Below are 25,607 nucleotides of genomic sequence, written 5' to 3' on the forward strand. Positions count from 1 at the left end.
GGGTCAAACACAATGATTTTTTTGTTATTTATTCTTTGCAAATTCTACTAATGTCGATACCATAGAAGCATATGGGCTACCATCAATTTCCGCTGTTGAAGCAACATCGCAATGTATGTAAGGAATATTTTTTGTAAATTCTTTTAAGAACATAGCTGCTGAATTATGGTCACATTTTGATCTAGGAGATCAATTAACTAAATCAGCAATTTTTGATGATTGATTTGATTTATGAAAATCTTTATGCATAGGCATCCTTCAAACTTTTTCATGTGCTTCGAAAGCTGACTTTTCAAATAATTCTCAGTTTTTATCATCGGTTGATCATATTCCGCTATATGTTTTCCCAAGTGCATACATTATTGACCCGGTTAAGGTTGCAACATCAACGATTGTTGTTGCTTTTAAAACATCTGCTGCATAGTATAATCCATCAGCTAAAACCAATCTTCCTTCTGCATCAGTATCTGCTACTTCAACTCATTTACCCGACATTGATTCATAAATATTTTCAGGTAATGAAGCATCACCATCAAGTCTATTATCAGTTATACACATTACAGCACTAACATTCTTTTTGATTCCTAATTGTGCTATAGATTTTAAAGCATAAGCAACTATAACAGAACCTGACATATCAAACTTCATTCCATCCATGTGGTAACCTTTTGTATTAACTCCACCTGTATCAAAAGTAATTCCTTTACCTACATAAGCTACTTTATCTTTTAATTTTTTATTTCCTGTATATTCAATTACTACTACTCTTGGTTCATGAGTACTTCCTTTATTTACAGAAAGAATTAAATTCATTCCCAATTCTCTTATTTGAGCTTTTGTTAAAACTTTTACACTAAGATTTTTAATTCCTTGAAAATCATTAACAATATGTTCTGCTAATTGCTCTGAATTTAAAAAGTTTTCAGGCATTATTTGAAAGTTTCTTGCTTTTGAAATTGCTTGATTAACAATGATTTGTTCTTTAACAAAGTCTTCAAACGAAGAATCTTCAAGATAAAATGTTACATTAAATTTTTCATCTTCTTTATCATCTTTGGCTTTCTTTTCATGCTTAGAAAACAATTCAAAAGTTGCAAACTCAGTTGCTTTATAAGCTATTCTAATAGCATCTTTAAGTGTTACTTTTTTTCTTTCAATTGATGCAATGTCTAATTGATAACTTCTTTCTCTTTTTTCTAAAGCTCCTAATATTGTTTCGTAAACATCATAGTATTTTCTATTTTCATGATCGATATATAAATATGCTATATTATTTTTAAAATCAACACTTAGTAATCCTTGTTTTTTGGATACAAATTCAGGAAATTGTTGATCAAAATAAACAACTTTAAGAAGCATATTATTATCTCTTTTTGTTTCATACATTTTTAACATTCTAACCTCTTTCAATAAATGAATTAATTGCATTTGAAGAACTTTTTCTATAAGCTTTTATTAAACCACCTGCACCTAGCAAAATACCACCAAAATATCTTATAGTCACCACTAAAACATTCGACATTTTTTTAAGCAAAATTATGTCATAAATTGCCTTTCCCGCAGTATTCTTGGGTTCTCCATCATCGTTGAAACCGGCATTGATTATTCCGTTTTCATCGATGAAATTAAAGGCATAACAAATGTGTCTTGCTTTCTTGTGTTCAAGCCATAAAGTGTCTATCACTTTTTTGATATGTTCCTTGCTTTTTATTAGATAAACAAAGGAAATAAATCTTGATTTTTTTATAATTAATTCATCCATATTACAATTTAAAATTATAAAGTTTTTAAAAATAAATAATTAATAAAAAATCTTATTTTTCGTTTGAATTTAACGCATAAATTAAAGCTATTTAAAAGAGTATAATAATTAGGTATATGTTTACACAAAAAAAGGAGATAATATGAAAAATAATAAATTAATTAATTATTTTTTTCTCAATACATTATTAATAACGACTTCTTTAATGACTTCGATGGCTTTACAAAATGAAAGCAACATTGAAAAAAATCACAAAAAATATTTATCAAATGAACTGAGTGTTGATATATCAAATATTAGAATTAAAAAAATAAAATCGAATCATAATACATTTGAACTTATTTATAATTGTATGGGTAATGGTTTTTGCATTTATAACAATAAAAGTAAAAGATATGTAGAAACAATTTTAGACGCAAAAAACCCTTTTGTTTCAAACGAAAATTATTATTTTGGTCCTTTTGAATATTATAAAAAGATTGATTCTAAACATTTTAAGCATTTGTTATCTAACAAAATTATAACCATTAATGAAGGTTATCAATTATCAGAAAAATTAAATGAAAAAATTAATATTGTAAAAGAAAATGAATCTAGTTTTTATAATTACACATTATTAGATAATACTCATGGTTCAAGACCAAAAGATTATATAACCGAACAAATATCATCCTCATCTTCAAAAATAGGTGATGTAATATCTGATAAATTTCTAGATAATAATGGTAATTTAAAAGTAGAAGGTAACAAAGGAATTATTGTCTTATGGTTACAAAGTTCTAGTAGACTTTGATATTATAGGTGGTAATACATGATTAAACTTCTACAAAAAAATAAAAAAATAATTAATATTTTTACACTTGTTTTGCTAATTGTTGGAATTATTGTTTTTTTCGGAAGTAGAAACTTCTATAATTCAAATTTATATCAAGATCCAATAACCAATAAACTTTTGCACAGATCATACTATTCTGAATATTTTGAAATAAAGAAAAATAGTATTGAAATATTTTTGATTTCATCACTAATCATATCTACAGCAATAATTTTGTTTACTATTTTTAGTAAATGAAAAATAGTAAACATCGCTTTATTAGGTATCACAATAATTATTAATTTAATATGAATATTTCTTACAATTATTTGAACAAGTGGTCCTAGTTTTTATGTACATGTAGTAATAATAGTAACTTTTATATTTTTAAATATTTATTTAATAATATGAGAATTGCTAAGAGGAACGCAACGTGAAGACCACATTATATATGTAAACAAAATAACTAATTTAATAATTTATTTTGTTTTTGGTTATTTATTTTATGTAATAGTTAATAACGATATATATTTAGTTTCATACAAAAACTTAAAAGAATCAAGTGATGATGTATTCAAGCCATTGTTTAACTCTCAAAACAGTGGAAGATATAATTTTATATCTACTCTTATAATTTTTATGTTATTTGTTCCTATTTCCCTTTTGTATAGTCAAATAACAAAATCAGAAAATATTAAAAAAGCAATCTCCTTTATTACATTTGGTGTGGTTAGTTTTATTTTATTGTTAATAGTTTTATCATTAATAAAACAACCTTATACCTTTGAATTGACTGTAATAATTAATTCAATAATTATTATTTGATTTTTATTACTTATAAATTTATATCAATTCACGATGCTTAGAAAAGACACAAATTAAAGAATCAAACACAATAGAAAAGAACTTAATTTTAAATGCTTTTCTATTGTGTTTGATTCAATTTTAAATATTTAAGTAATATTTATATTTTAAATTCAATAATTTATAATTAAGCTATGTCAATATATCAATTAAGAGCGAATTATAAACCAAGTGGAGATCAACCAAGAGCAATTCAAGAACTAAGTGAAGGAGTAGCCGAAGGACTGAAGCACCAAGTTTTAGAAGGGGTTACCGGTTCAGGAAAAACATTTACAATAGCAAATGTTATCCAAAATTTCGACCGTCCTGTTCTAGTTTTATCACACAACAAAACACTTGCAAGTCAGTTATATAGTGAACTAAAATCGTTTTTTCCACATAATGCTGTGGAATATTTTGTTAGTTATTTTGATTATTATAGACCGGAAGCTTATATACCTACATCAGATACATATATTGAAAAAACATCAAAAACAAACCAAGATATAGAACTACTTAGAATGTCAACCATTAATTCTCTTTTAAGAAGAAGGGATACTATTGTAGTTGCTTCAGTAAGTTCAATATATGGAGCACTTAATCCTCAAGAATATCAAAAAGGAATTTTCGAAATTTTTAAAGGAATGGATTTTAATTTTAAAGAGTTTTTAAGAACTCTTATAAAAATAAAATATGATAGAAATGATATAGATAACCCGCCTGCAACTTTTGCTGTAAGAGGGGATACGGTTTTTATTTCACCAGCTGATAGTGATGAGTTTTTATTAAGAATTGATTTTTTTGGCGATACTATTGAGGCAATTTATAAAGTTGATAAAGTTACTAAAAACATAATAAAAGAGTTTAAAGTTTATGCTATTTATCCAGGTGAAGCTTATACTGTTGAAAATAGTATTTTTGACAAAATTCTTCCTATGATACAAGAAGAATTAAATCAAAGAATTAAATATTTTAATGAAAATAATAAACTACTTGAAGCACAAAGAATAAGTGAACGCGTTAAAAACGATATGGATGAAATGGCTGAATATGGTTTTTGCGGTGGAATAGAAAATTACACAATGTACCTTGATGGTAGAGATTTTAATCAAAGACCATTTACTTTATTTGACTATTTACCAAACGATACGATAATTTTTCTTGATGAATCACACATGATGATTCCTCAACTACATGGAATGTATAAAGGAGATCGAGCAAGAAAAGAAACTTTAGTTAATTATGGTTTTAGACTACCTAGCGCTCTAGAAAATAGACCTCTTAAATTCCATGAATTTGAACAAGCATTTGATTTTCAAAAAATTTATATATCTGCCACACCTAATGAATATGAAATCGATCAATCACAAGGACTTGTCACAAAACTTTATGTAAGACCAACTGGTTTATTAGATCCGATTTTAGAAATGAGACCAACCAAGAATCAAATTGAAGATATTTTTGATGAGATAAAAATTCAAAATGATAAAAATCAAAGAACAATTGTTTTAACAACTACAAAAAGAAGCGCTGAAGAATTATCTTCTTATATGCAAAAAAGAAATATTAAATCTGCATATATTCATTCTGAATACGACACATTCAAACGTAATGAAATACTTAGAAAATTAAGAAAAGGGATTTATGATGTTGTTATCGGAATAAACTTATTAAGGGAAGGAATTGACTTACCAGAAGTTTCTCTTGTTGTTGTTTTAGATGCTGATAAGGAAGGATTTATGAGAAATAGATCAAGTCTTATCCAGATTGCTGGACGTGCAGCCAGAAACAAAGATGGTAGAGTTATTTTTTATGCGGATGTTGAAACAAAAAGTTTAAAAGCAACTTTTGAAGACAACAAAGAAAAACGAGAATTACAAATTGCATATAACAAAAAACACAATATTACACCACAAACAATATATAAAGAAATAGCAGAACCTATTCAAGGACACGATATCGACAACGCGCTTGAAGCAGTATTGGCAAAAGATAAAAAAATTACCAAACAAGATAAAGAAGAACTGATCAAAAAAATCAAGGTTCAAATGAAACAAGCGGCCAAAGATCTTGATTATGAAAGAGCAATTGAACTTAGAGATTTAATAATTGAAATAGAAAAAAGTTAAAAAATGCTTTTTTTCTATTTTTTTCTTAACATTTTATACTTTTTGTTAGAATTATACTAAAAGGGAGGTGAAAATGTACTACACATTAAGCGAAATTAAAGAAAATAAGGATATTATCAATGATTTAACACTTGATATTTATGATATATTTGCTGATTTAAAAAAAATGTTAAGTTTTTTTAAATATGAAGAAGGTGCTTTAGAAGAAGAAATAAAAAACTTTAAACTCGACAATAACTCAAGCATGGTTAGGGAAAATTTAGAAAGGTTTTCAGTTCTTTTATCATATTTATTATTTAAATATGGCAAGACAAATAAAACTTTTTCACAAGAATTAAATAAATATGTAGAATTAGTAAAAAGTACTACTAATTTAAAAGAATTTTATGAAGAAGTTTATTTACAATATGGAGCAAGAGATGTAATGAAATTAATGTCTCAAATATTTAACTTATTTAAGTTAGATGGAACTTCAAAAGATCTTTTAGTGTTACTTGAGTTTAATTTATTTGATGATCAAATAATTAAAAAATTAGATAATACAACTTTTCAATTTCATCCATTTAATGGATGTGATGCTCCGTTGTAAGAGGTAAAAAATGGAAAAAGATCTACAAAATAAATTAATTGTAAAAGGTGCTAGAGAAAATAATTTAAAAGACGTTTCACTCACTATACCTAAAAATAAGTTAGTTGTTTTTACAGGATTAAGTGGCTCGGGAAAGTCATCTTTAGCATTTAATACGATTTATGAAGAAGGTAGAAGAAGATATGTAGACAGCTTAAGTTCATATGCCAGAATGTTTTTAGGTGGAACTTCTAAACCTGATGTAGATAGTATAGAAGGATTATCTCCTGCTATATCAATTGAGCAAAAGACAGTTCATAATAATCCACGTTCAACCGTTGGAACAGTTACTGAAATATATGATTATTTTAGACTTTTATTTGCAAGAATTGGTAAGCCTTTTTGCCCTAAACATAACATACAAGTATCTGGTCAAACAACAAAAGATATTATTGATTCTATTTATCAAAATAAGCCAAATTCAAAACTTATTTTATATGCACCATTAGTTGATGGAGAAAAAGGAACACATCAAAATTTACTTTCAAAATTAAAACAAGAAGGTTATATAAGGGTAAAAATTGATGACAAAATATATACTTTAGATGATCAAATTGATCTTGATAAAAATCAACGTCACAGTATTGATTTAATGATTATAAGAGCAGCATTAACAGAAGAAAAATATTCAGAAATTGCTGAAGCTGTTGATATATGTATTGAAAAATCTGGTGGTAATGTTAAAGTTGAAAACATTGATACTAATGAAATAAAAATGTATTCAAAAAACTATAGTTGCATATATAAAGATTTTGAAATGCCTAAAATTGAAACTAAGCTTTTTTCATTTAACTCTCCTTATGGGATGTGCGAAAATTGCAAAGGTCTTGGTGTAGAATTTAAACCTGATTTTAACACATTAGTTCCTAATAAACAATTAAGTATTAAAGAAGGTGCAATAATTTATTTTAAAAATATGATTAATACATTAAATATAGAATGGCAAGAATTTGAATTATTACTTAATAAATTTAGCATTCCTATTGATGTTCCAATTAATGAATTGACTAAATCGCAAATCGACATTTTAAAACACGGTTCAGAAGAAGAAATAGATTTTGCAATTAAAACTTCAAGTGGTAATACATTAAGAAGAACAAAAAAATTAGATGGAATTCTAACAAAAATTGAAAGACAATATTACGATACAAGTAGTGAAAGAGTAAGAGATTATATTAAACAATACATGGGGACTTTTGATTGTTCAGTGTGCAAGGGTTCAAGATTAAATAAATATGCTTTAGCTGTTAAAATAGATGAAAAGAATATTTTTGATTTTTCTAATTTATCAGTTTCTGATGCACTTTTAATATTAGAAAAATCAAAATTAAGTGAACAAGAAAAGAATATATCTCACTTGATAATAGATGAATTAGTAAATAGATTAAACTTTTTAAAAAATGTTGGATTAGAATATTTAACACTATCAAGAAATGCTGAAACACTTTCCGGAGGTGAAGCACAAAGAATAAGATTAGCTACTCAAATTGGTTCAAAACTAACTGGAGTTCTTTATGTTTTGGACGAACCTTCAATAGGGTTACACCAAAAAGATAACTTAAAATTAATTGACACATTAAGAAAAATGGTTGATTTAGGAAATACACTAATTGTTGTTGAGCATGATGAAGAAACAATTTTTTCAGCAGATCATATAGTTGATATCGGACCTGAAGCAGGACTTCATGGAGGTCAAATTATTGCTCAAGGAACAGTGGATGATATTTGTAAAAGTTCTGAATCAATAACAGGAAAATATTTATCTAAAGAATGAGAAATTCCAATTCCTTCATTTAGAAGAAGTGGAAATGGAAAAAAATTAATCATTAAAGGTGCACGTGAAAATAATTTAAAAGATATTGATGTAACTATTCCTCTCGGGAAACTAGTTGGTGTAACTGGAGTTAGCGGTTCAGGAAAATCAACTTTAGTAAATACTATTTTAGTAAATGAATTAAACGGTTCTGAAAATAATCCATTTAGCATTTCGTTTAAATCAAGTGTTAAAAAAGCTGATTATGATTCTGTTTCAGGTCTTTTTGATGTAGATAAAGTTATTCAAATTAACCAAAGCCCAATAGGGAGAACACCTCGTTCTAATCCGGCTACGTATACGGGAGTTTTTGATGAAATAAGAGATATTTTTGCAGCCGCAAACGAATCAAGAACAAGAGGATATTCGAAAGGAAGATTTAGTTTCAATGTTCCTGGTGGACGCTGCGAAAAATGTCAGGGTGATGGTCTTATAAAAATTGAAATGCACTTCTTACCAGACGTTTATATTAATTGTGATCAATGTGATGGAAAGCGCTATAATAGGGAAACATTAGAAATTAAGTATCATAACAAAAACATTTATGATGTACTTAATTTATCTGTTGAAGAAGCACTTGATGTTTTTAAAAACAAAGCTAAAATAATGGTTAAATTACAAACACTTTTCGATGTTGGTTTAGGTTATATTAAACTAGGTCAGAATTCCACAACATTATCAGGTGGTGAAGCACAAAGAGTTAAATTAGCTGCACACCTACAAAAGAAACCAACAGGAAAAACACTGTTTGTTTTAGATGAGCCAACAACAGGTTTACACACTCATGATGTTAAAAAATTAATCAAAATTCTTAATAGAATTGTTGATAATGGAGATAGTGTATTAGTAATAGAACATAATCTCGATATTATAAAATGCTGTGATCACATTATTGATTTAGGACCTGATGGTGGAATCAATGGAGGAAGAGTTGTAGCTTCTGGAACACCTGAACAAGTAGCTCAAAATCCAAACAGTTATACAGGTCAATTTTTGGCAAAAATATTACCTTAAATATTTAAATAATAAAGTAAAATAATTATTATAAATATTGAGGTAAGAAATGATTAAAAAAGCCATAAGTATAAAATTAATTATTGAAAGATTCGGTCTTGAAATAGCTAATCCAGAATGTGATCCAAATTATTTAGATGTGCTTTCACCAGCTATTAAAAGGGTGGGTMTTGAATTAACACAACAAATTCAAAATGATCGAATTGGTCATAATGTTATTTGTTGAGGAACTACTGAAAGCAAATGATTCACTTCAATTGGAAAACAAAAAAGTATTGAAGCTATTGAAAGTGTGTTTCAATACAAACCACCTTTTGTAATTTTATCAAGGGGACTTACAACATTACCTACCAAGTGAATTATAGAAGTTGCTAATAAATATAGAATTCCTGTTTGTATTCTTCCTAATTCATCAACAGCTGTAATAAGTACAACAATAGGTGCTTATTTAAATAACTTTTACTTGGAAGAAGTGCAAGTGCATGGTTGTTTAGTTTTAATTGGTGGAGTTGGTGTCTTAATAGTTGGTCCATCTGGTTCAGGAAAATCTGAAGCCACACTTGATTTAATTCAAAGAGGGCACGTCTTTATCRCTGATGATGCAGTACTTATAAAAGATACTGGTGGTCATTTTGTTGGAACATGTCCAAAAATCACAAGAAACTTCTTAGAAGTAAGGGGTATTGGAATTATTGATATTAAATATACTTATGGTATAACTTCTGTTGCTAGAAGTTGTGAAATAAATCTTGTTGTTGAACTTGTTCAAAAACAACATCAAGATGATCTTGATAGAATAGGGATTGAATTCTTAAAATATCCAATTAACAATACATACATCAAAAAAATACAAATACCTGTTAAAGATGGAGGTTCAACAGCTTCACTTATTGAAGCCGCTGTAAGTACATATTTAGCAAGACATGATGGTGTTGATGTGCTTAAAGAAATAGCTGAAAGAGGAGGTGAAAAATAATGCAACAACCAAGTTGAGTACCAGAATATGCATTTAAAGGTGGAGATACAACTATCCTTTTTAAAATAGGCTCTTTTAATTTTTATCTTTATTCATTAATGATAATGCTTGGGATAATAGCATCAATTTTAACGATTACCTTCTTTTGAACCAGACAAAAATACAAAAGCGAAGTTTTAATGGCTTTAATTTTAATTACAGTTCCTACGGCAATTTTTGGAGCAAGATTAGGTTATGTAGTTGAAGCTTTAATTTATGAAGAAAAACCTTTTGCAAATAGTCATTGATATGCCGCCTGAGATGGGGGACTATCAATTCAAGGTGGAATAATCTTGGCTGCTACATGCGATTTAATTTATGTTTATTTTAAACGTGATATTATAGACATTAGAAAAACTATGAGCATTATTATACCTACAATTTTAATAGGACAAGTAATTGGTAGATGAGGAAACTATGGAAACCATGAACTTTATGGAAAAATTGACTGAACTGGAAAATCATCATTAGTGTTTGGAAAGTCATTTGCGCAAAATATGTTTATAGTTGATAGTGTTTCAGAATCAATTTTAGGAAAAAATCAAGGTGCTTATAGATACCCACTATTCCTTTATGAAGGTTTAGCAAACTTAGCAGGTTATTTATTAATTGTTTGAGTATTCAACTTATTCGGAATATTCAAACCGGGTTCAACTTCAGGATTTTATTTAATATGATATGGTATAGTTCGTTTAGTAATGGAACCCATGAGACAAGAGTCATTTGCTTTATATTCAATTACTTCATTAATCTTCATAATCTTAGGAACATTAATGTTTGTTTACTTTGAGTTTCTATCAAGAATTCAATATGTTAAAGTATGAAAAAAATACTATTTTGAATATGAATATGCTCGTGAAGAAGACTATTTAAGATGAGTAGAAAGAACTGATATTATCAAAATAATTAAAAAGAAAATAAATGAAAAACAAACAAGAATAATATAGGAGTAAAAACATGAATAATATTTATGATTTATTAATAGTAGGATCTGGTCCTGCTGGTTTAAACGCTGCATTATATGCATCAAGAGCAAATTTAAATGTTGCTTTTATTGAAAAGTCTGCACCTGGAGGAAAACTTTCAGCTACTTCAAAAATCGAGAACTGAATTGGTTTAGGCAATATGGAAGGTTGACAAATGGCAACTAAATTTTTTGAGCACGCTCAAGAATACGGAGCCAAATACATCTATGGAGAAGTTAAAAACATAATAAATAAAGGTGATTTTTTAAAAGAAATTGAATTAGCCGATGGTTCAAAAGTTTTATCAAAAACAGTTTTAATTGCTTCGGGAATGAAAAACAAAATTCCTACCTTTATAAAAAACATAGACAAATTTATTGATAAAGGTGTTAGTTTCTGTGCAATATGTGATGGTCCTATTTATGGAAAAACACCAACTTTAGTTTTAGGTGGTGGAAATAGTGCAGTTGAAGAATCGGTATATCTTTCAAAAATAGCATCAGAAGTTAATTTGGTTATTAAAGATACAGATTTCACAGCAGAAAAAAGACTTGTTGATGACTTGTTAAAATTAGATAATGTTAAGATTTTTAGAGAAAGTCAAATTACTCAAATTGAAGGAGATCAAAGACTTCAAAAGGCTACAATTAAAGATAAAAATGGAAAATTAACTACAATTGAAGTGTCATCATTTTTCCCATATATCGGACTTGAACCTGCTGCATCATTTGCTGCTGGACTAGGTGTTCTAGAAGAAAATGGCTTTATTCTTACAAACGAAGAAATGCAAACAAAAGTTCCCGGAATTTATGCTGCTGGTGATATTAGAGTTAAAAATATTAGACAAATTGTTACAGCTGCAAGCGATGGTGCTATAGCTGCTAAAAATATTAGCGATTATCTTTCAAGTGAAAAACAATAATCACATTTCCAAATCAAACCATAAAAAATAGGTGGTTTGATTTTATTTTTTCATTTTATCAATTCCATTATTAACTAACAAGTTAAATGGTAAAATTAAAATGTAGAATTATACTACATGAAGGAGTAAAATGATAAATAACGCTACTATGTTATTTTCTTCTGCTACATCAACAACAGGATCTAAATCAAGTGTTTCAGAACAATTGATTAAAGTTCTAACAAACCAAACATTATGAGGAGCTATTCTAGCAAGTATTTTAATTATTGCACTAGGATACATTCTTGTAAAAATGAAGTGGTTTAAATTAGAATGAAAAGGTGCTATTACCGCTGTTGTTATGAAAGTGGGATTGCCTGCCTTAGCCTTAAAAGGGTTCATGGCAAAAAATAGTCTTGTTGATTTACAACAACAAGCTATCGTTCTAGGGATTGCTTTTGCTTTCTATATAGTACTTTTAGCAGTTGCTATATTATGAGTAAAATATATGCCTAGATTATTACCAAAAACTGTTGTTAACGCAACAGGAGATTCTCTAATGGGTCAAGTATCAGGAATGTCTCAAGAAGATGTTGATAAAAAATACCGTCCATTAGTTTTATGAATGTTAATTATATTTGGTTCGACAACATTCTTTGGAATGCCTATTATTAACCAACTATATAAAAATGGTGGATTATTAGCAGCTAACATGTGAAATATTCCATATAGAATATTCTTATATTCAGTTTGTTTTATGCAAATTAAAGGGTTAAAACTTGATAAAGCAAACATTAAACAATCAATGAAAACTACATTTTTAAACCCAATTATTATTGCAACATTATTAGGTTTAGTTTTATGATTAACCCAATTAATACCTGGAGCAAGTTGAAAACAAGGACCTGCAGGAAAAGAAGTTATGGTTGGATGATTCCAATTAGGGACAACAGCACCATGAATTTATAAAACAGTTGATGTACTAAGTGCATTATGTTCACCATTAATTTGAATAGTTATTGGTATGACTCTTGCCGGTACAAAATTAAAAGATGCATTTACAGATAAATGAGCTTGAATTTATTCAGCAATGAAATTAATTTTATTACCTGCATTTATATTTGCAATCTTTGCAATACTGCTAAAAACAAATGCATTACCTACCGATGTTAAATCACCAGAAATGCCTAAAAACATTGCAATAGCAATGGTAATATTCGCCGCAACTCCACCAGCAACAGTTGCAGTTGCATTCTGTTTAGGTGAAAATAAATGTTCAAACTTAGCAGCACGTTGTTCAGCAATATCAACACTATGTGCTGTAGTTATGATACCTGTTTGAGTTATATTATGTGAAGTTGTTTTTGGGTTATTAATCTAAAAACGCTGTGGTATAGTTAAATATGAAAATTATAACATTTAGAGTAAGAGAAGTTGAAGCTCCTATTTTTGAAAAAATAAATAATAAATTCGGATATGAATTAACATACTATTCTGAAGGATTAAGTAAAGAAAACATTCATTTAGTTAAAGGGTTTGATTGTTTAATTGTTAGAGCAAACGACACTCTTGATTCGTCACTTCTAAAAACAATTTGAGATTATGGAGTAAGATATTTATTAACTAGAACAGTTGCAACAAATCATATTGATTTAAATGCAGCACATGAACTTGGTTTTATGATGGCTAGAGTTCCTTCATATTCACCAACAGCAATCGCAGAATTAGCCTTTTCATTAGCTCACATGCTTTCTCGTAAATCATTACACTTTGCTGAAAAAGGAAGAAACAAAAACTTTGTTGTCGATCCATTTGGATTTTCTAAAGAATTAAAAAATTCAACCATTGGTGTTGTCAGCGTTGGCAAGATTGGATTAGCAGCCGCTAAAATGTTTAAAGCATTTAGTCCAAATGTTTTAGGTTATGATCCTTATCCAAGCAATGAAGCTAAGGAAGTTGTTGATTTTGTAAGTCTTGATGAGTTACTTAAGAGAAGCGACATTATTTCAGTTCATACCCCATACATAAATGGAGTTAACGAAAAAATGATTGGTAAAGACTTTATCTCAAAAATGAAAGATGGAGCAATCCTAGTTAACACCTCACGTGGTCAAATACAAGATGAAAAAGAAATCTTAAATGCTCTTAAAAGTGGAAAACTAAGTGCTGTTGCAACTGACGTTTTAAATGAAGAAGGCAAATACTTTTTCAAAGAATTAAAGAAATATGAAGATCCAGTGATTGAAGAATTAATGTCTTTATATCCTCGTTTCGTTTTAACCCCACATGTTGGTTCTTACACAGACGAAGCAGCATTAAATATGATTGAAACATCTTATGAGAATCTTAAAGAATATATAGAAACCAAAAATTGCAAAAACAAAATATAACAAAAAAAACACGTCTAAATATAGGCGTGTTTTTATTTAATTTTTAAATCTTTTTTAGAATTTCAATATTACTTAATGCATAGTGTTCATCATTTGAACCTTTAAGTTCTAATTTTATTCCTTTGATGTTATCTTTATTAATTGCAATTTTCTTAGTTTTAGAATCAGCATCCATTGTGTAGTTTTCTTTAAATGAAACTCATTCATTTCCTTCCTTAACAAGAATATTCACTTTCGTAATAAAACCAGAACTTACATCTTGTCTTGGACTCAACTTAATTGAATCAATGTTTTGGTTATCCTTAAAATCAATTTCAATATAAGTTGAATCTTTAAGAGATCTATCATATTTTGAATGTCAAATTATGTAAGGATTATTATTAAAAGCATTCGATAATTTTGAATAAGAATTATTCTCTTCTGAATTTGTTTTATATTCAAATTCGCTTGTTTCCATTTTTGAATACTTAGCAGAATATCCAAATAAGTTTAATTCATTAGCATTTAAATATTTATCTCCATGAACTTTGGTTGCTTGGATTTTCAAATACTTGTAAGCTTTTGTCATTTTAACATTAATTTTCTTTCATTGGCGAGCCGAATTACCTGAGTATGTTCCTATTTTTTCATAGGTTTTATCATCATCAGAAACCATTATATCAGCTTCTAAAATTGTTCCGTTTCCGTTATGAGGTAAGTAATCAATATAGTCAACTCTTTGAGGTGCATTAAATTCATATTTAAATGCTAATTCTTCTACTGGTAAACCAGAATAAATTGAATGATAATATTTATTTTCAAGCCCATCATTTGCAAATTTAATATCTAATCCGCCTTGTGATTTTGAAGCGGTTAAAATGTAAGTATTGTTTCTAATAAATAAATCACTGTCTTTGTCATAAGCTGTTATTAAATAAGGAATCGTGTTACTTTCGAAGTCAGACATTTTAGCCAACATTTTTACATAAATTGTTGTATTTTCATTTTTTAACGGTAATTCTTGATCAAATGTTTTTCATTGACTTGTAGATAAATGATTGTCGTATGTTCAAACTAATTTTTCAGCATTTTCACCAACTACTCTTCTTTGTAATTCATTAAAATTATAGTTTTTTCTTTCTAAAACAACTTTATTAATTTTGATGTTAAAAGTTGTTTCAGTTCCATATATCCCTACAAGCAAGTCACATTCATTTTTAAATAATTCAGCTAATTCAGCATCCGTTAGTTTATGAACTCTTTGATCTGTTGAATGTCATGTAACACCACAATCTAAACTATATCTAAATCTTGAAGCACTATTATGGTAAATTATATTAAATACAATTGCTTGTTTAGTATCTGTACCAACAAGAAGCGGATCATCAGTACCATCAAATGAAAATGAAGCTAATTCACCAACTTGGTTATTAAGTGCTTGCCTTGATTGTTCTTTTAAAATTCAGTAATCTAATCTATCTTCTTTACCTAATAAACCATCGTGTTTGATTTGTTCAGATACCAAGTGATCAACAGTAAATTTTAATGAAGCATCTTCTGATTTAGAGTCCATTAATGATTTTAATAATGTTCTATAAACAAATACATTCCCTTTAAGAGCAAGAATTAAATCAATTGCAAATTGCTTGATTTGTTCATCGGTTTTTTTACTTATATCTGACTTATATAGTCTCACTAATTTATCTCATGCATTGTAGTTTCCCGAAAAAACTGATAAAGTTTTTTTGTAAAGTTCTTCTTTTTGCTCAAAGGTCATATCTTCAAATTCAAGAGATAAATAAAGATTTGATTCGTAGAACTTATCTCTATTCTTGATATTTAAAGCTTGTTCAGCTAATTGAATGTAATTAACATTATTTTCAAAATAGTCATTACCATCTCTTTTGCTTCTTCAATTAAGCATCATTCTTTCACCTTTTTCAGCTTGATTTCATCCACCAACTTTATTATCGATGTTTCAGTAATTATTTAAGTTTCCTTCTGTGAATTTAAGATTTAAATAAGCTGCATGTCCTGGCTGTCCTACGACAGTTGAAGGATATCCAGTTGACGAAAGAACAGCTACTCCATTAAAGCTAATTCCACTGCAAACTTGTCCAACTTCGAACCTAACTCAGTTTCTTGGTATTCCATCGTTTTTAATTCCAAACTTAGAAAGTGATCATTTAAGATCCATTTTGTTTCATTCTTCAATTGCTGTAGCCGATTTATCTCCTTGATACAATTCATGTTTTTTATAGTATTTATCATGAGCATCACCAGTCGTATAACTTACAAAATCATATCCACCAATTGAAAATCTTCCGTCAAAATTACTTCTTCTTCTCGACATCCAATTTAATCATTTAATTTCTTCATCAGCAGAATTAGCGTTTACAACTCAACGCATATGTTCAACACTTAAGTTATCAAATAACTCAATATTTAATTTCGGATGTATAACATTTAAACGAAGTTGTTCTTCTAATTTAGCAATAATATTTTGAAGTCTAGTAATTTCTTTTTGATTTTTATCTTCATGAGAATTTAGCATATCAAGCGCATCTTTCATTTTCTTTAAATGTTCTTTTTGATCTTCTAAATCATCTTCTTGTCTTAATTCTTTAAATATTCGATATCTTGTTAAAAAGTTATTGCTTTGGTAGTTAAAATTATCTCTTAAATCTTCTGCGAAAATTATGGCTGTTGCAGCAGCTAATTTTTGATAAACATGTTTTCTTTCAACATTAGTTTTTAATCATTCTTTTTTCTCTACATAATTAGTTGTAAAATCAGCTTTATGTTCAATGATTAAATCAAGTAAAAGTTTAAATGTACGAGCAAAGTTACCATGCGATCTTCAACCTAAGTCATAAAAACGTGCATATTCATTAAATAAACTTTTAGCGTCAGCATCATTAGAAAATAATCACTTTGCTGCATCATAGTAATTTTCATTAGTATTAATAACATTAAGCACATCTTCTTTAGGAAGTTTTGCTAAAAACTCTTTTTTAATTATTTCATTCTCAATTGATTTTATATTTAGTGCTTTATTTTGATAATCAAAACTTCTTAATAATTTATTATATTCATCAACATTTAATAAGTTTTCAATGTTTTCATGGAAAACTTTATGGTAGTTTTCTTTGTAGAAAATACCATCAGCTATAGTTCCATGATTATAAGAATTTCTACTTCCAGTATTAATAAAATTAAATTTTATAAAGTTATAACTTCCAACATCAAACTTAACTTTTTTTGCTTCAGATTCTTCAGTTAAAGATTCTTCATCTTTTGTTAAAACTTCTCAGTTTTCATTGTCATATGAACCTGATATTTCAAATTTCATTCCAGTTGCTTTCCCTCTAAAAGAAGGATTAACCCCATAGTAAGCTTCAAAATATTTATAATTTTTATTACTAATATCCACAATAGCAAAGTTGGGATTAACTGAATTATTTGCATGAGCCCCAATGCCTTTAATAAAGCTTTTATATTTTCCATTAATTTTTAATTCTAATTTTTGATTACCATAAGAAATATTTTTATTAATTTTATAAAAAGGTGTATTTACAAATTCAAGTTCATCTAAATAAATATATTCATCTTGAATATTAGGTTTTATAATCTCAATAATATCATTTATTTTCTCTTCATGATCTTCATTATTATTTGTATAATTTGAAGTTTCTATTTTATTATCTAGATTATCTATATTTTTATCGTTCTCATTAGTATCTTTATTAACATTTTCACGCGATGAAGTTTCTATTTTATTATCTAGATTTTTATTAATTTCATCAGGTACTTTATTAGTATTAACTTCTTTATTTTCGTTTGGTATTGAAGGTTTTCTATCATCAAAATTAACAGATTCACTTTCTTTTTTAAGAGTATGAACTCCAGGGTTAAAAGAAGAATTTGTTGCCACATCAGTTGAAACAGTATTCTCTTTTTTATTGTTATTTGAAGGGTTGCAACTTGCTATTACAAATGGAATAGATAAGTTCACAAGTCCTACATTTAACCAAAAAACTTTTTTATTTTTTTGCATTGTTTTCTCCTTTGGAAATGATTACACCATAATAATATCATCTATTTCAAAGTTGATTTTTAAGTAAAAAAATATATTAACGTCCTAAATAGTGCAAATAAATAAGTTTTTACTTTTTCTTTTATAAAGAAATCATATGTATAATGAAAAAAATATATCTCCAAATAATTCAATGAATAATTAAAGATATATAGATAAAAAAATAAATAGTTAAAAGTTGCTTTTTTTAATAAAAATGCATAAAAAAACGCGTTTGATCAGAACGGGTTTTTTGTTATACTAAACCTTTTGTTTTTAAGGTTTTAATGGTCTTTGCACTTACTCTTACAGTAACTCTTTGACCATCTAAATTTAACTTAATTTTTTGTAAGTTAACATTGAATTTTCTTTTGGTAGCGTTCAGTGCGTGTGAACGTTTGTTTCCTGTTTGTGGACCTCTACCAGTTAGTACGTCTACTCTTGACATTTTGAGCTCCTTTCATATTAGCTAATAATTGCTTTTAGATTATACCTTAAAATATTTTTTTCATAAGAACAAAATTGTTAATTTATTAAATAAAAATTGTTTATGAATCTATTATGTTTTAAATTGAATATTTTATGGTAAATGTTAAAATTAAAATATGAAAAAAGTAATACCAGTTAAACATGAAAAAATATGAGGTTATGAAATATGATTGTATTCGCCTTTAAAAGAAGCACCTACTCAATATGAAGATAAAAGCGGTTATGTTTCAAGAGGTCCTTTAATAAAAATTATTAAGGCTAATGACCCACTTTCAATACAAGTACATCCTGATAATGAACTAGCTAAGGAATTAGAAAATCAAGACAATGGAAAAAGTGAATCTTGATTAGTTTTAGATTGTAATGAAAAAAGTGAATTAGTAGTGGGTCTTAATAATCATGACCAAAAAGTTATAGAACAAGCTCTTCAAAATAAAACCATAGACAAATACCTAAAAGTTATTAAGCCAAAAATTGGACAATTTATAGATATTCCAGCCGGCCTGGTTCATGGAATAGGAAGACCAAACGCTTCCGGAATCACAGTTCTTGAGGTTCAACAACCATCTGATGTTACATATAGATTTTGAGATTATAACCGAAAAGATAAGAATGGTAATTTTAGAGATTTACATGTAAATAAAGCTCTAAAATCAATTAAAGATCTTAATTACAAAGTTAAACCTTCAATAGAAAATGAAACATTAATTTATAAAACAGAATACTACAAATTGCACTTATTAAGTGATGTAAAAGTTGCTCCAAGTGATGGTGTTGCTATCATTAATTCTAACGATGAATATTTTGCAGAAGAAATTTTAAAGGATGAAAAACTTAATAAAGATACAGTATTTTTTGTAGAAGAAATTTAGAAATCAAAAAACCACATTTGCCTTGTGCATAGTGGTTTTTATTTTTTAAAAATAAATGTTTTTCTAAAAATTAGTTGTTTTTGAAAATGTAAAAATCAAGTTAATTTAAGCATTTTATAACATTAAAATCACAATTTTACTTATAAAAAAATCTCATCATTATTATATTGATGAGATTATAAATTATAGATCGATGTTCTTTACGTATTTTGCATTCTTTTCTATAAATTCTCTTCTTGGTTCAACATTTTCACCCATAAGAGTTGAGAATGCTCAATCTGCTTTATAAGCATCTTCTATTTGAACCTGAAGCATTTTTCTGTTTTTAGGATCCATTGTGGTTTCTCACAATTGTTCTGGATCCATTTCTCCAAGTCCTTTGTAACGTTGAATATTGATTTTTTGTGTTGGATTTAACTTTGTAATAATTTCGTCTTTTTGAGCGTCGTTATATGCATATTCAACTGTTTTATTTTGTTGAATTTTATAAAGTGGTGGTTGAGCAATGTAGATAAAACCATATTCAATTAGTGGTTTAAAATAACGGTAGAAGAAGGTTAATAACAACGTTCTAATGTGAGCTCCATCAACGTCAGCATCGGTCATTATAACAATTTTATGATACCTTAATTTATTGATATTAAACGTATCACCTAAACTTGTACCAAGCGCTGTTACAAGCGACATAATTTCTTCATTATTAACAACCCTATCTTGTCTTGCTCTTTCTACATTAAGCACCTTTCCTCTAAGTGGTAAAATAGCTTGTGTATTTCTATCTCTTCCCATTTTAGCACTACCACCAGCTGAATTACCTTCGACTAAATATAATTCTGAAACTTCTGCATTCTTTGAAGCACAATCAGCTAATTTTCCAGGAAGACCTCCATTGTCAAATGCACTTTTTCTTTTTGCATTATCTCTAGCTGCATTAGCAGCAAGTCTTCCTTTACGAGCATAAACCGCATTTTCTATTATCTTTTTAGATAGAACGGGATTTTCATTTAACAGTCTTTCGAATACTTCTGAAAACACTTTATTAACGGCCATTCTAGCATCCTTAGAACCAAGTTTACCTTTAGTTTGACCTTCGAATTGTGGATCTGGATGTTTTACCGAAATAATTGCTGTAAGCCCTTCGGTTAGATCTTCTCTTGAAAATTTTTCTGCTTCATTTTTAATTATTCCGTTTTCAATTGCATAATTATTCACAATTCTCATAACTGAATCGTAGAAACCAGAAACATGAGTTCCACCTTCATGAGTAGCAATGTTATTTGCATATGAAATAATATTGCTTCTAGGAAAATCACTTAAATATTGTGCCGCTATTTCAACACCAATACTTCTTTCGTTTCCATTGTGAACTGATAAATATGTTCCTTCTGCGAAAATAACTTCCTGGTTGATTGGTGTATAACCTTCATTTAACTCATTAACATAGTCAATAATTCCATTGTCAAATTTGAATTCTTCATAAGTATTGTCTCTTAAATCTTTAACACTTACAAAAAGTCCTTTGTTAAGGTGTGCAATTTGCTTAGCATGGTCGACAACAAGTTCTTTATCAAAAGGAACTTTTTCCATAATGGTAAAATCTGGATGAAATTCAATTTTGGTTCCGCTTGAATCACCTTCATATGTTCCTATAACTTCTGTTGATTTAATAGTAACACCACCATTAGCAAACTCAGCAAAGTGAATTTTTCCTTCTCTTTTTACTCAAGCCTTCATTGAATCACTAAGTGCGTTAACTACACTAGCCCCAACTCCGTGAAGTCCTCCTGAAACCTTGTAAGCATTGCTTTCAAATTTTCCTCCGGCATTAAGTTTTGTTAAAACAACTTCAAGAGCGCTTATTCCAAAACGCTCATGTATTCCAACCGGAATTCCACGCCCATTATCTTCAACTATTATTCTATCATCATCAGTTATTGTGATTTGAATTATATTAGCAAAACCAGCCATAGCTTCATCAACTGAGTTATCTACAATTTCTCAAATCATATGGTGTAGCCCATCTTTCGAAGTTGTACCAATGTACATACCAGGTCTTCTTCTAACGTGTTCTAAACCTTCTAGAAATTTGATATTACTTGCTTCATAATTATTGTTTTTTTCCATAGTTCCACCTTTTGAAATATTATTTATATTATATATTAAATAAGCAAATTCATCATACTTAAATATAAGAAAATTATAGTTATTAAATGATAGAAAAATATAATTATGAAAGTTTTTTTCATTCTTTCCTTTCGGATTTTGCTACTTAATAAAAAAACACAGATTAACTGTGTTTGTAAAATTAAGCTCTAGCTTTTTTTGTAATTAATGCAACAATTAATAACATAGCTAATCCACTTAGTACTATTCCTAAAATTAACATAGCTGTTTTTAGTTTACTATCTGGTTTAAGTTTTGATAATCTATCACTAATTAAGTTTTTCAATTGTTCATTAGATGAAGGACTTTCATTAAGAACCTTTAATGAAGGGTCTAATTCTTTAGAATCTTTTAATGTAAGTTTTTTATTCTCTTTATCTAAACTATTTACTTTATCATTAAAGTTATTGTAATTATCAACTACTTTACTTAATTCTTGGTATTCTTCATCGCTCATATTAGCTTTTAAGAAATCAAAAGTATTCATATCAATATTTTTGTGATTAATAGCATGATCATTTACAATTGAATTTATAAGTTTCTTATTAACTTCTGCTTTATCTGCTAAATATTTATCATGTGTTTCAACACCACCTTTATTATCAATAAAGGTTTTATATGATTCTTTTAAGTCGGTTAATAAAGCTTCATTATCTTTATTGTTTTTACCAATCGAATCTTTTATTGATGCATAAATACTATCAATATCTGTTTGTGCTTTATCGTATGCTTGTTTTTTAAGTTCTTTATCCTTGGCATCACCTTCTTCAATAGCTTTTTTATCAATAAGATATTGTTTCTTAGATTCAAGTTTTTGTTTTTCACTCGATAGGGCAGTTTGAACTTCAGGGTTTTTAGAATCGAGATCCTTAAGAGCAGCTTCTATGCTTGTTAAATCATTATAGTCTAATGTATTATCTGCTTTATTTAGTAATTGGTCATGAGTTTGTTTGAATAATTTAATTTGCTCATCATTTTGTACTTTTTTTGCTTCAGCATCTTTTTTGTCAAGAAGATATTGTTTTTGTGCATCAAGTTTTTGTTTTTGTTCAGCAAGAGCAGTTTTAACTTCTTGGGTTTTAGATTCAAATTCTTTAAGGGCGGCTTCAACTGTTTCTAAATCATTTATGCTTAAAACATCATTTGTTTTATCAACCAAAGTTTGATATTTTTCTTTAAATGATTTAATTTGTTCTTCATTAGATAATTTATTTGTTTCAAAGTTCTCTTTATCTGCTTTAGCAGTTTCTAGATTTTTTTCAATTGTTGTAGAAACCTCTTTTAACTTTTCCTTAACCAATGGATCTAAATTATCATATTCTGTTTTTGCTTCGGTCAATTTATCTAAAGCATCTTTATTTATAGAATTACCATTTTCTGTTGTAACGGTATTGAATTTAGCTTTAAAATCTTCTGCTAGTTTTGTTGTAACTGTATCAATTTTTTCTTTAGATTCTGTTGCTTTTTTATTTAGTAATTCTTGTATTTTAACTTTTTCTTCTTCTGAATATAAGTTTCCTGTGTTAGTTAAAACGGATGCAATTTCAGCTTCCACTGAAGTGTTGAAATTTTTAAGTTTTGATAAATCTTCATTATTTGAATTAGATGTTGCAAGAATTTCAGCAACTTTTTTAAAACTATCAATTTTTGGTTGTTTTTTGTTTGATGATTTTACTAAGAGAGGTTTTATAATATGTGATACATGCTTATTAGATGCCAAATCATTTTTATTGTTATCTAGCTTATTTATTTCTTCCAATGTAAGTGATGTTATATCGGATTTTGATTTTGATCATATTTTTAAAACTTCTTCTATTTCATTTATTCCTTGTTCAGCCAATTTTTTTTCACCATCCTTAAACCATGAATTTACATATTTTATAACATCTTGATCATTCTTATCAAATTGTTCATCATTATGAATTGATTTTGCAATTTTTTTAAGAACTGGAATTTCATTTATATGAATTTCTGTATATTTTTTAAGTAAATCAGCAGCTAAATAAGTATATGGGTTTATCCCATTAAATTTATTATCATATTTCATTATTTTTTCATAAAAAACATTAAGTTCATTGATTTTTTCATCAAGTACATTTATTTCGATTTCTGTTGAATTAATTAACTTTATCAATTCTTCTCTCTTGTTTGCCATAGGTAAGAATATATCCATTAAAATAGGTTTTACAAAATAATAAACATCATTTTCGCCCATATTGGTAAAAAAGTTTGATATAGTAACGTATTTTTCTGATGTGTATACCTCAAATGAGTTAATTGTTCACTCAGAGAATAATCTTTCAGATAAATCTTTATAAAATTTAAAATATCCTTGATCAAGAGCGTTTTTACCTTCAGCTTGATGAACAACGTTTCTGATTTTACGGGTCAATAATCTTTTTAATTCATCATTTCTTCCAGAATCTCCACCTTCTACAATATTTTCTGAGAATTTTTGACCAACTTTAGATAATTCTTCTTTTATGCCATTTGTATTATTTAGCATCTCGTTTGTATACAAATTCTCAAAAACATCTAAATTATTTTTATCAAAAAAGAATTCCATATTTAGTTGATGCACTTTAGTATGAACATCATTTTTACCAGATTCTTCTAAAAGTTTATTAAAATAAAAATCCATATATTTAAATTCTAAATCTTGATTAAATCTATCGTTAAATAAACCACCCATCAATGTTACATATTTAATAAGTCTACTCTTAAGAACTTCATAGAAAAACCATGTTTGTTTTTCACCGCTTTCAAATAAAGTTATCAATGACTTTATTTTTTCTTTAATTTCATCCAAATTATAACTATAAAAAGCAACATTTCAAAGATTGTTTATAGTTTGCTTGTTATTTGCAACCAAATACATACTTGGAATTTTCGATGAACTAACAATAGAAAGTTCAGGATCATTATAGATAATCTTACCACTAAATAATTGTTTGTATAAAAACGATGAATATATATTCAAATAATAAAGTTCTTTCTTATTCTTATCATATGTATTTAATGATGTAATAAAATTACTTCAATTTTTATCAAAATCTCTATAACCATTTAATTCGGATATTAGAGTTTGTGCATAGTTTTCACCATTTATTTTTTTATTTGTAAGATTTAATTTTTCTAATTCTAAGTTAAATTTTACAAATTCATTCAAAATTGAAAAGTTAAAATTTTCATCCACTGATGTAATTTGGTCATCATTGGTTTTATTACTATTATTAATATAATAACTTGAAAATGAAAAGTAATTTAGTCATCTCTCTTTCTTTTGTTCGTCTGTACTAAGATTTGAAAAAATCTTTACCTTACCACTATCGTCTAAAAAACCATTACTTATATTTATTGTATTTTCAAAATAAAACTTTAACAATTCAGTTAATGTTGCAGTTTCACTTTTCTCTAGTTCAGATGCTCTTGCAATAATATTGTTGGCACCTTCTACATTACTTAATGTAGTTATAAGTTTACTTAACTCAACCTTAAGCTTATCTATGTATGTTTTTCTCAATTCACTTCTTTTAAGAATTTCAAATTTACCATTGTTTGCAAAACTTGATACCTTTTGTGCTTCATTTGTTGGTGTTGCATCAGTGTTAGTAGCGGTAGCATCTGTTGCTGATATGGAAGCGATCAATGCACTAGTTGCTAAAAGACTACTTCCTATTAATAATATTTTTTTCATATTTGTTTTTCCTTTATTTAAATAAAATATGTTGTTATTATATACATACAATTTAACA

The 25,607-nt window shown here is 27.7% G+C and carries 17 protein-coding genes; 11 read left to right on the top strand and 6 right to left on the bottom strand.

All coding sequences use genetic code 4. From position 1 onward, the window contains the following. Positions 1 to 24 precede the first annotated feature (24 nt). Positions 25 to 1,395, bottom strand: coding sequence for a M17 family metallopeptidase (locus MCRO_RS03270; protein ID WP_013054519.1), 1,371 nt, complete (start codon positions 1,393 to 1,395; stop codon positions 25 to 27). A 1-nt stretch (position 1,396) separates the two neighbouring features. Next, the gene (locus MCRO_RS03275) at positions 1,397 to 1,762 is read right to left on the bottom strand and encodes a YigZ family protein (protein WP_013054273.1); all 366 of its coding nucleotides are present in this window, start codon (positions 1,760 to 1,762) and stop codon (positions 1,397 to 1,399) included. Positions 1,763 to 1,904: 142 nt separating this feature from the next. Here MCRO_RS03275 and MCRO_RS03280 point away from each other — a divergent pair, with 142 nt between their 5' ends. From MCRO_RS03280 to MCRO_RS03325, 10 genes are all read left to right on the top strand, one after another. Further along, positions 1,905 to 2,570, top strand: coding sequence for a hypothetical protein (locus MCRO_RS03280; RefSeq protein WP_013054313.1), 666 nt, complete (start codon positions 1,905 to 1,907; stop codon positions 2,568 to 2,570). A 3-nt stretch (positions 2,571 to 2,573) separates the two neighbouring features. Further along, the gene (locus MCRO_RS03285; RefSeq protein WP_013054782.1) at positions 2,574 to 3,458 is read left to right on the top strand and encodes a hypothetical protein; all 885 of its coding nucleotides are present in this window, start codon (positions 2,574 to 2,576) and stop codon (positions 3,456 to 3,458) included. A 116-nt stretch (positions 3,459 to 3,574) separates the two neighbouring features. Beyond that, positions 3,575 to 5,548, top strand: a complete 1,974-nt coding sequence (uvrB, locus tag MCRO_RS03290) for an excinuclease ABC subunit UvrB (RefSeq protein WP_013054472.1) — start codon at positions 3,575 to 3,577, stop codon at positions 5,546 to 5,548. 73 nt (positions 5,549 to 5,621) lie between these two features. Further along, positions 5,622 to 6,137, top strand: coding sequence for a hypothetical protein (locus MCRO_RS03295; RefSeq protein ID WP_013054491.1), 516 nt, complete (start codon positions 5,622 to 5,624; stop codon positions 6,135 to 6,137). 10 nt (positions 6,138 to 6,147) lie between these two features. Further along, a complete protein-coding gene (gene uvrA / locus MCRO_RS03300; protein ID WP_013054396.1) occupies positions 6,148 to 9,003 on the top strand; it encodes an excinuclease ABC subunit UvrA in 2,856 nt (951 codons plus the stop codon). A gap of 49 nt (positions 9,004 to 9,052) precedes the next feature. After that, positions 9,053 to 9,979, top strand: coding sequence for an HPr(Ser) kinase/phosphatase (gene hprK, locus MCRO_RS03305; protein ID WP_013054699.1), 927 nt, complete (start codon positions 9,053 to 9,055; stop codon positions 9,977 to 9,979). After that, positions 9,979 to 10,965: a prolipoprotein diacylglyceryl transferase gene (lgt, locus tag MCRO_RS03310; protein ID WP_013054589.1), complete on the top strand. Its 987-nt coding sequence runs from the start codon at positions 9,979 to 9,981 to the stop codon at positions 10,963 to 10,965. Before hprK ends, lgt begins: the two co-directional genes overlap by 1 nt. A 10-nt stretch (positions 10,966 to 10,975) precedes the next feature. Then, on the top strand, positions 10,976 to 11,905 hold the full coding sequence (locus MCRO_RS03315) for an NAD(P)/FAD-dependent oxidoreductase (RefSeq protein WP_013054189.1): 930 nt from the start codon (positions 10,976 to 10,978) through the stop codon (positions 11,903 to 11,905). A gap of 130 nt (positions 11,906 to 12,035) precedes the next feature. Further along, complete coding sequence (locus MCRO_RS03320) at positions 12,036 to 13,265, top strand: AEC family transporter (protein WP_238523090.1); 1,230 nt, start codon at positions 12,036 to 12,038, stop codon at positions 13,263 to 13,265. Positions 13,266 to 13,287: 22 nt separating this feature from the next. Beyond that, positions 13,288 to 14,274, top strand: a complete 987-nt coding sequence (locus MCRO_RS03325; protein WP_013054136.1) for a 2-hydroxyacid dehydrogenase — start codon at positions 13,288 to 13,290, stop codon at positions 14,272 to 14,274. Positions 14,275 to 14,317: 43 nt separating this feature from the next. On the opposite strand, the gene MCRO_RS03330 is transcribed toward MCRO_RS03325, so the two are convergent. Together MCRO_RS03330 and rpmB are read right to left on the bottom strand one after the other, a co-directional pair. Continuing rightward, a complete protein-coding gene (locus tag MCRO_RS03330) occupies positions 14,318 to 18,310 on the bottom strand; it encodes a discoidin domain-containing protein (RefSeq protein WP_013054291.1) in 3,993 nt (1,330 codons plus the stop codon). A gap of 274 nt (positions 18,311 to 18,584) precedes the next feature. Beyond that, on the bottom strand, positions 18,585 to 18,776 hold the full coding sequence (rpmB, locus tag MCRO_RS03335) for a 50S ribosomal protein L28 (protein WP_013054373.1): 192 nt from the start codon (positions 18,774 to 18,776) through the stop codon (positions 18,585 to 18,587). 157 nt (positions 18,777 to 18,933) lie between these two features. Here rpmB and MCRO_RS03340 point away from each other — a divergent pair, with 157 nt between their 5' ends. Beyond that, positions 18,934 to 19,689: a type I phosphomannose isomerase catalytic subunit gene (locus MCRO_RS03340; protein ID WP_013054152.1), complete on the top strand. Its 756-nt coding sequence runs from the start codon at positions 18,934 to 18,936 to the stop codon at positions 19,687 to 19,689. Positions 19,690 to 19,872: 183 nt separating this feature from the next. Here the strand turns inward: MCRO_RS03340 and MCRO_RS03345 are convergent, their stop codons facing one another. Together MCRO_RS03345 and MCRO_RS03350 are read right to left on the bottom strand one after the other, a co-directional pair. Beyond that, the gene (locus MCRO_RS03345; RefSeq protein ID WP_013054194.1) at positions 19,873 to 21,813 is read right to left on the bottom strand and encodes a DNA topoisomerase subunit B; all 1,941 of its coding nucleotides are present in this window, start codon (positions 21,811 to 21,813) and stop codon (positions 19,873 to 19,875) included. Between the two features lie 181 nt (positions 21,814 to 21,994). After that, the gene (locus MCRO_RS03350; RefSeq protein WP_013054477.1) at positions 21,995 to 25,549 is read right to left on the bottom strand and encodes a coiled-coil domain-containing protein; all 3,555 of its coding nucleotides are present in this window, start codon (positions 25,547 to 25,549) and stop codon (positions 21,995 to 21,997) included. Positions 25,550 to 25,607 lie beyond the last annotated feature (58 nt).

The organism is Mycoplasma crocodyli MP145, from assembly GCF_000025845.1.
Lineage (GTDB): Bacteria > Bacillota_I > Bacilli_A > Mycoplasmatales > Metamycoplasmataceae > Mycoplasmopsis > Mycoplasmopsis crocodyli.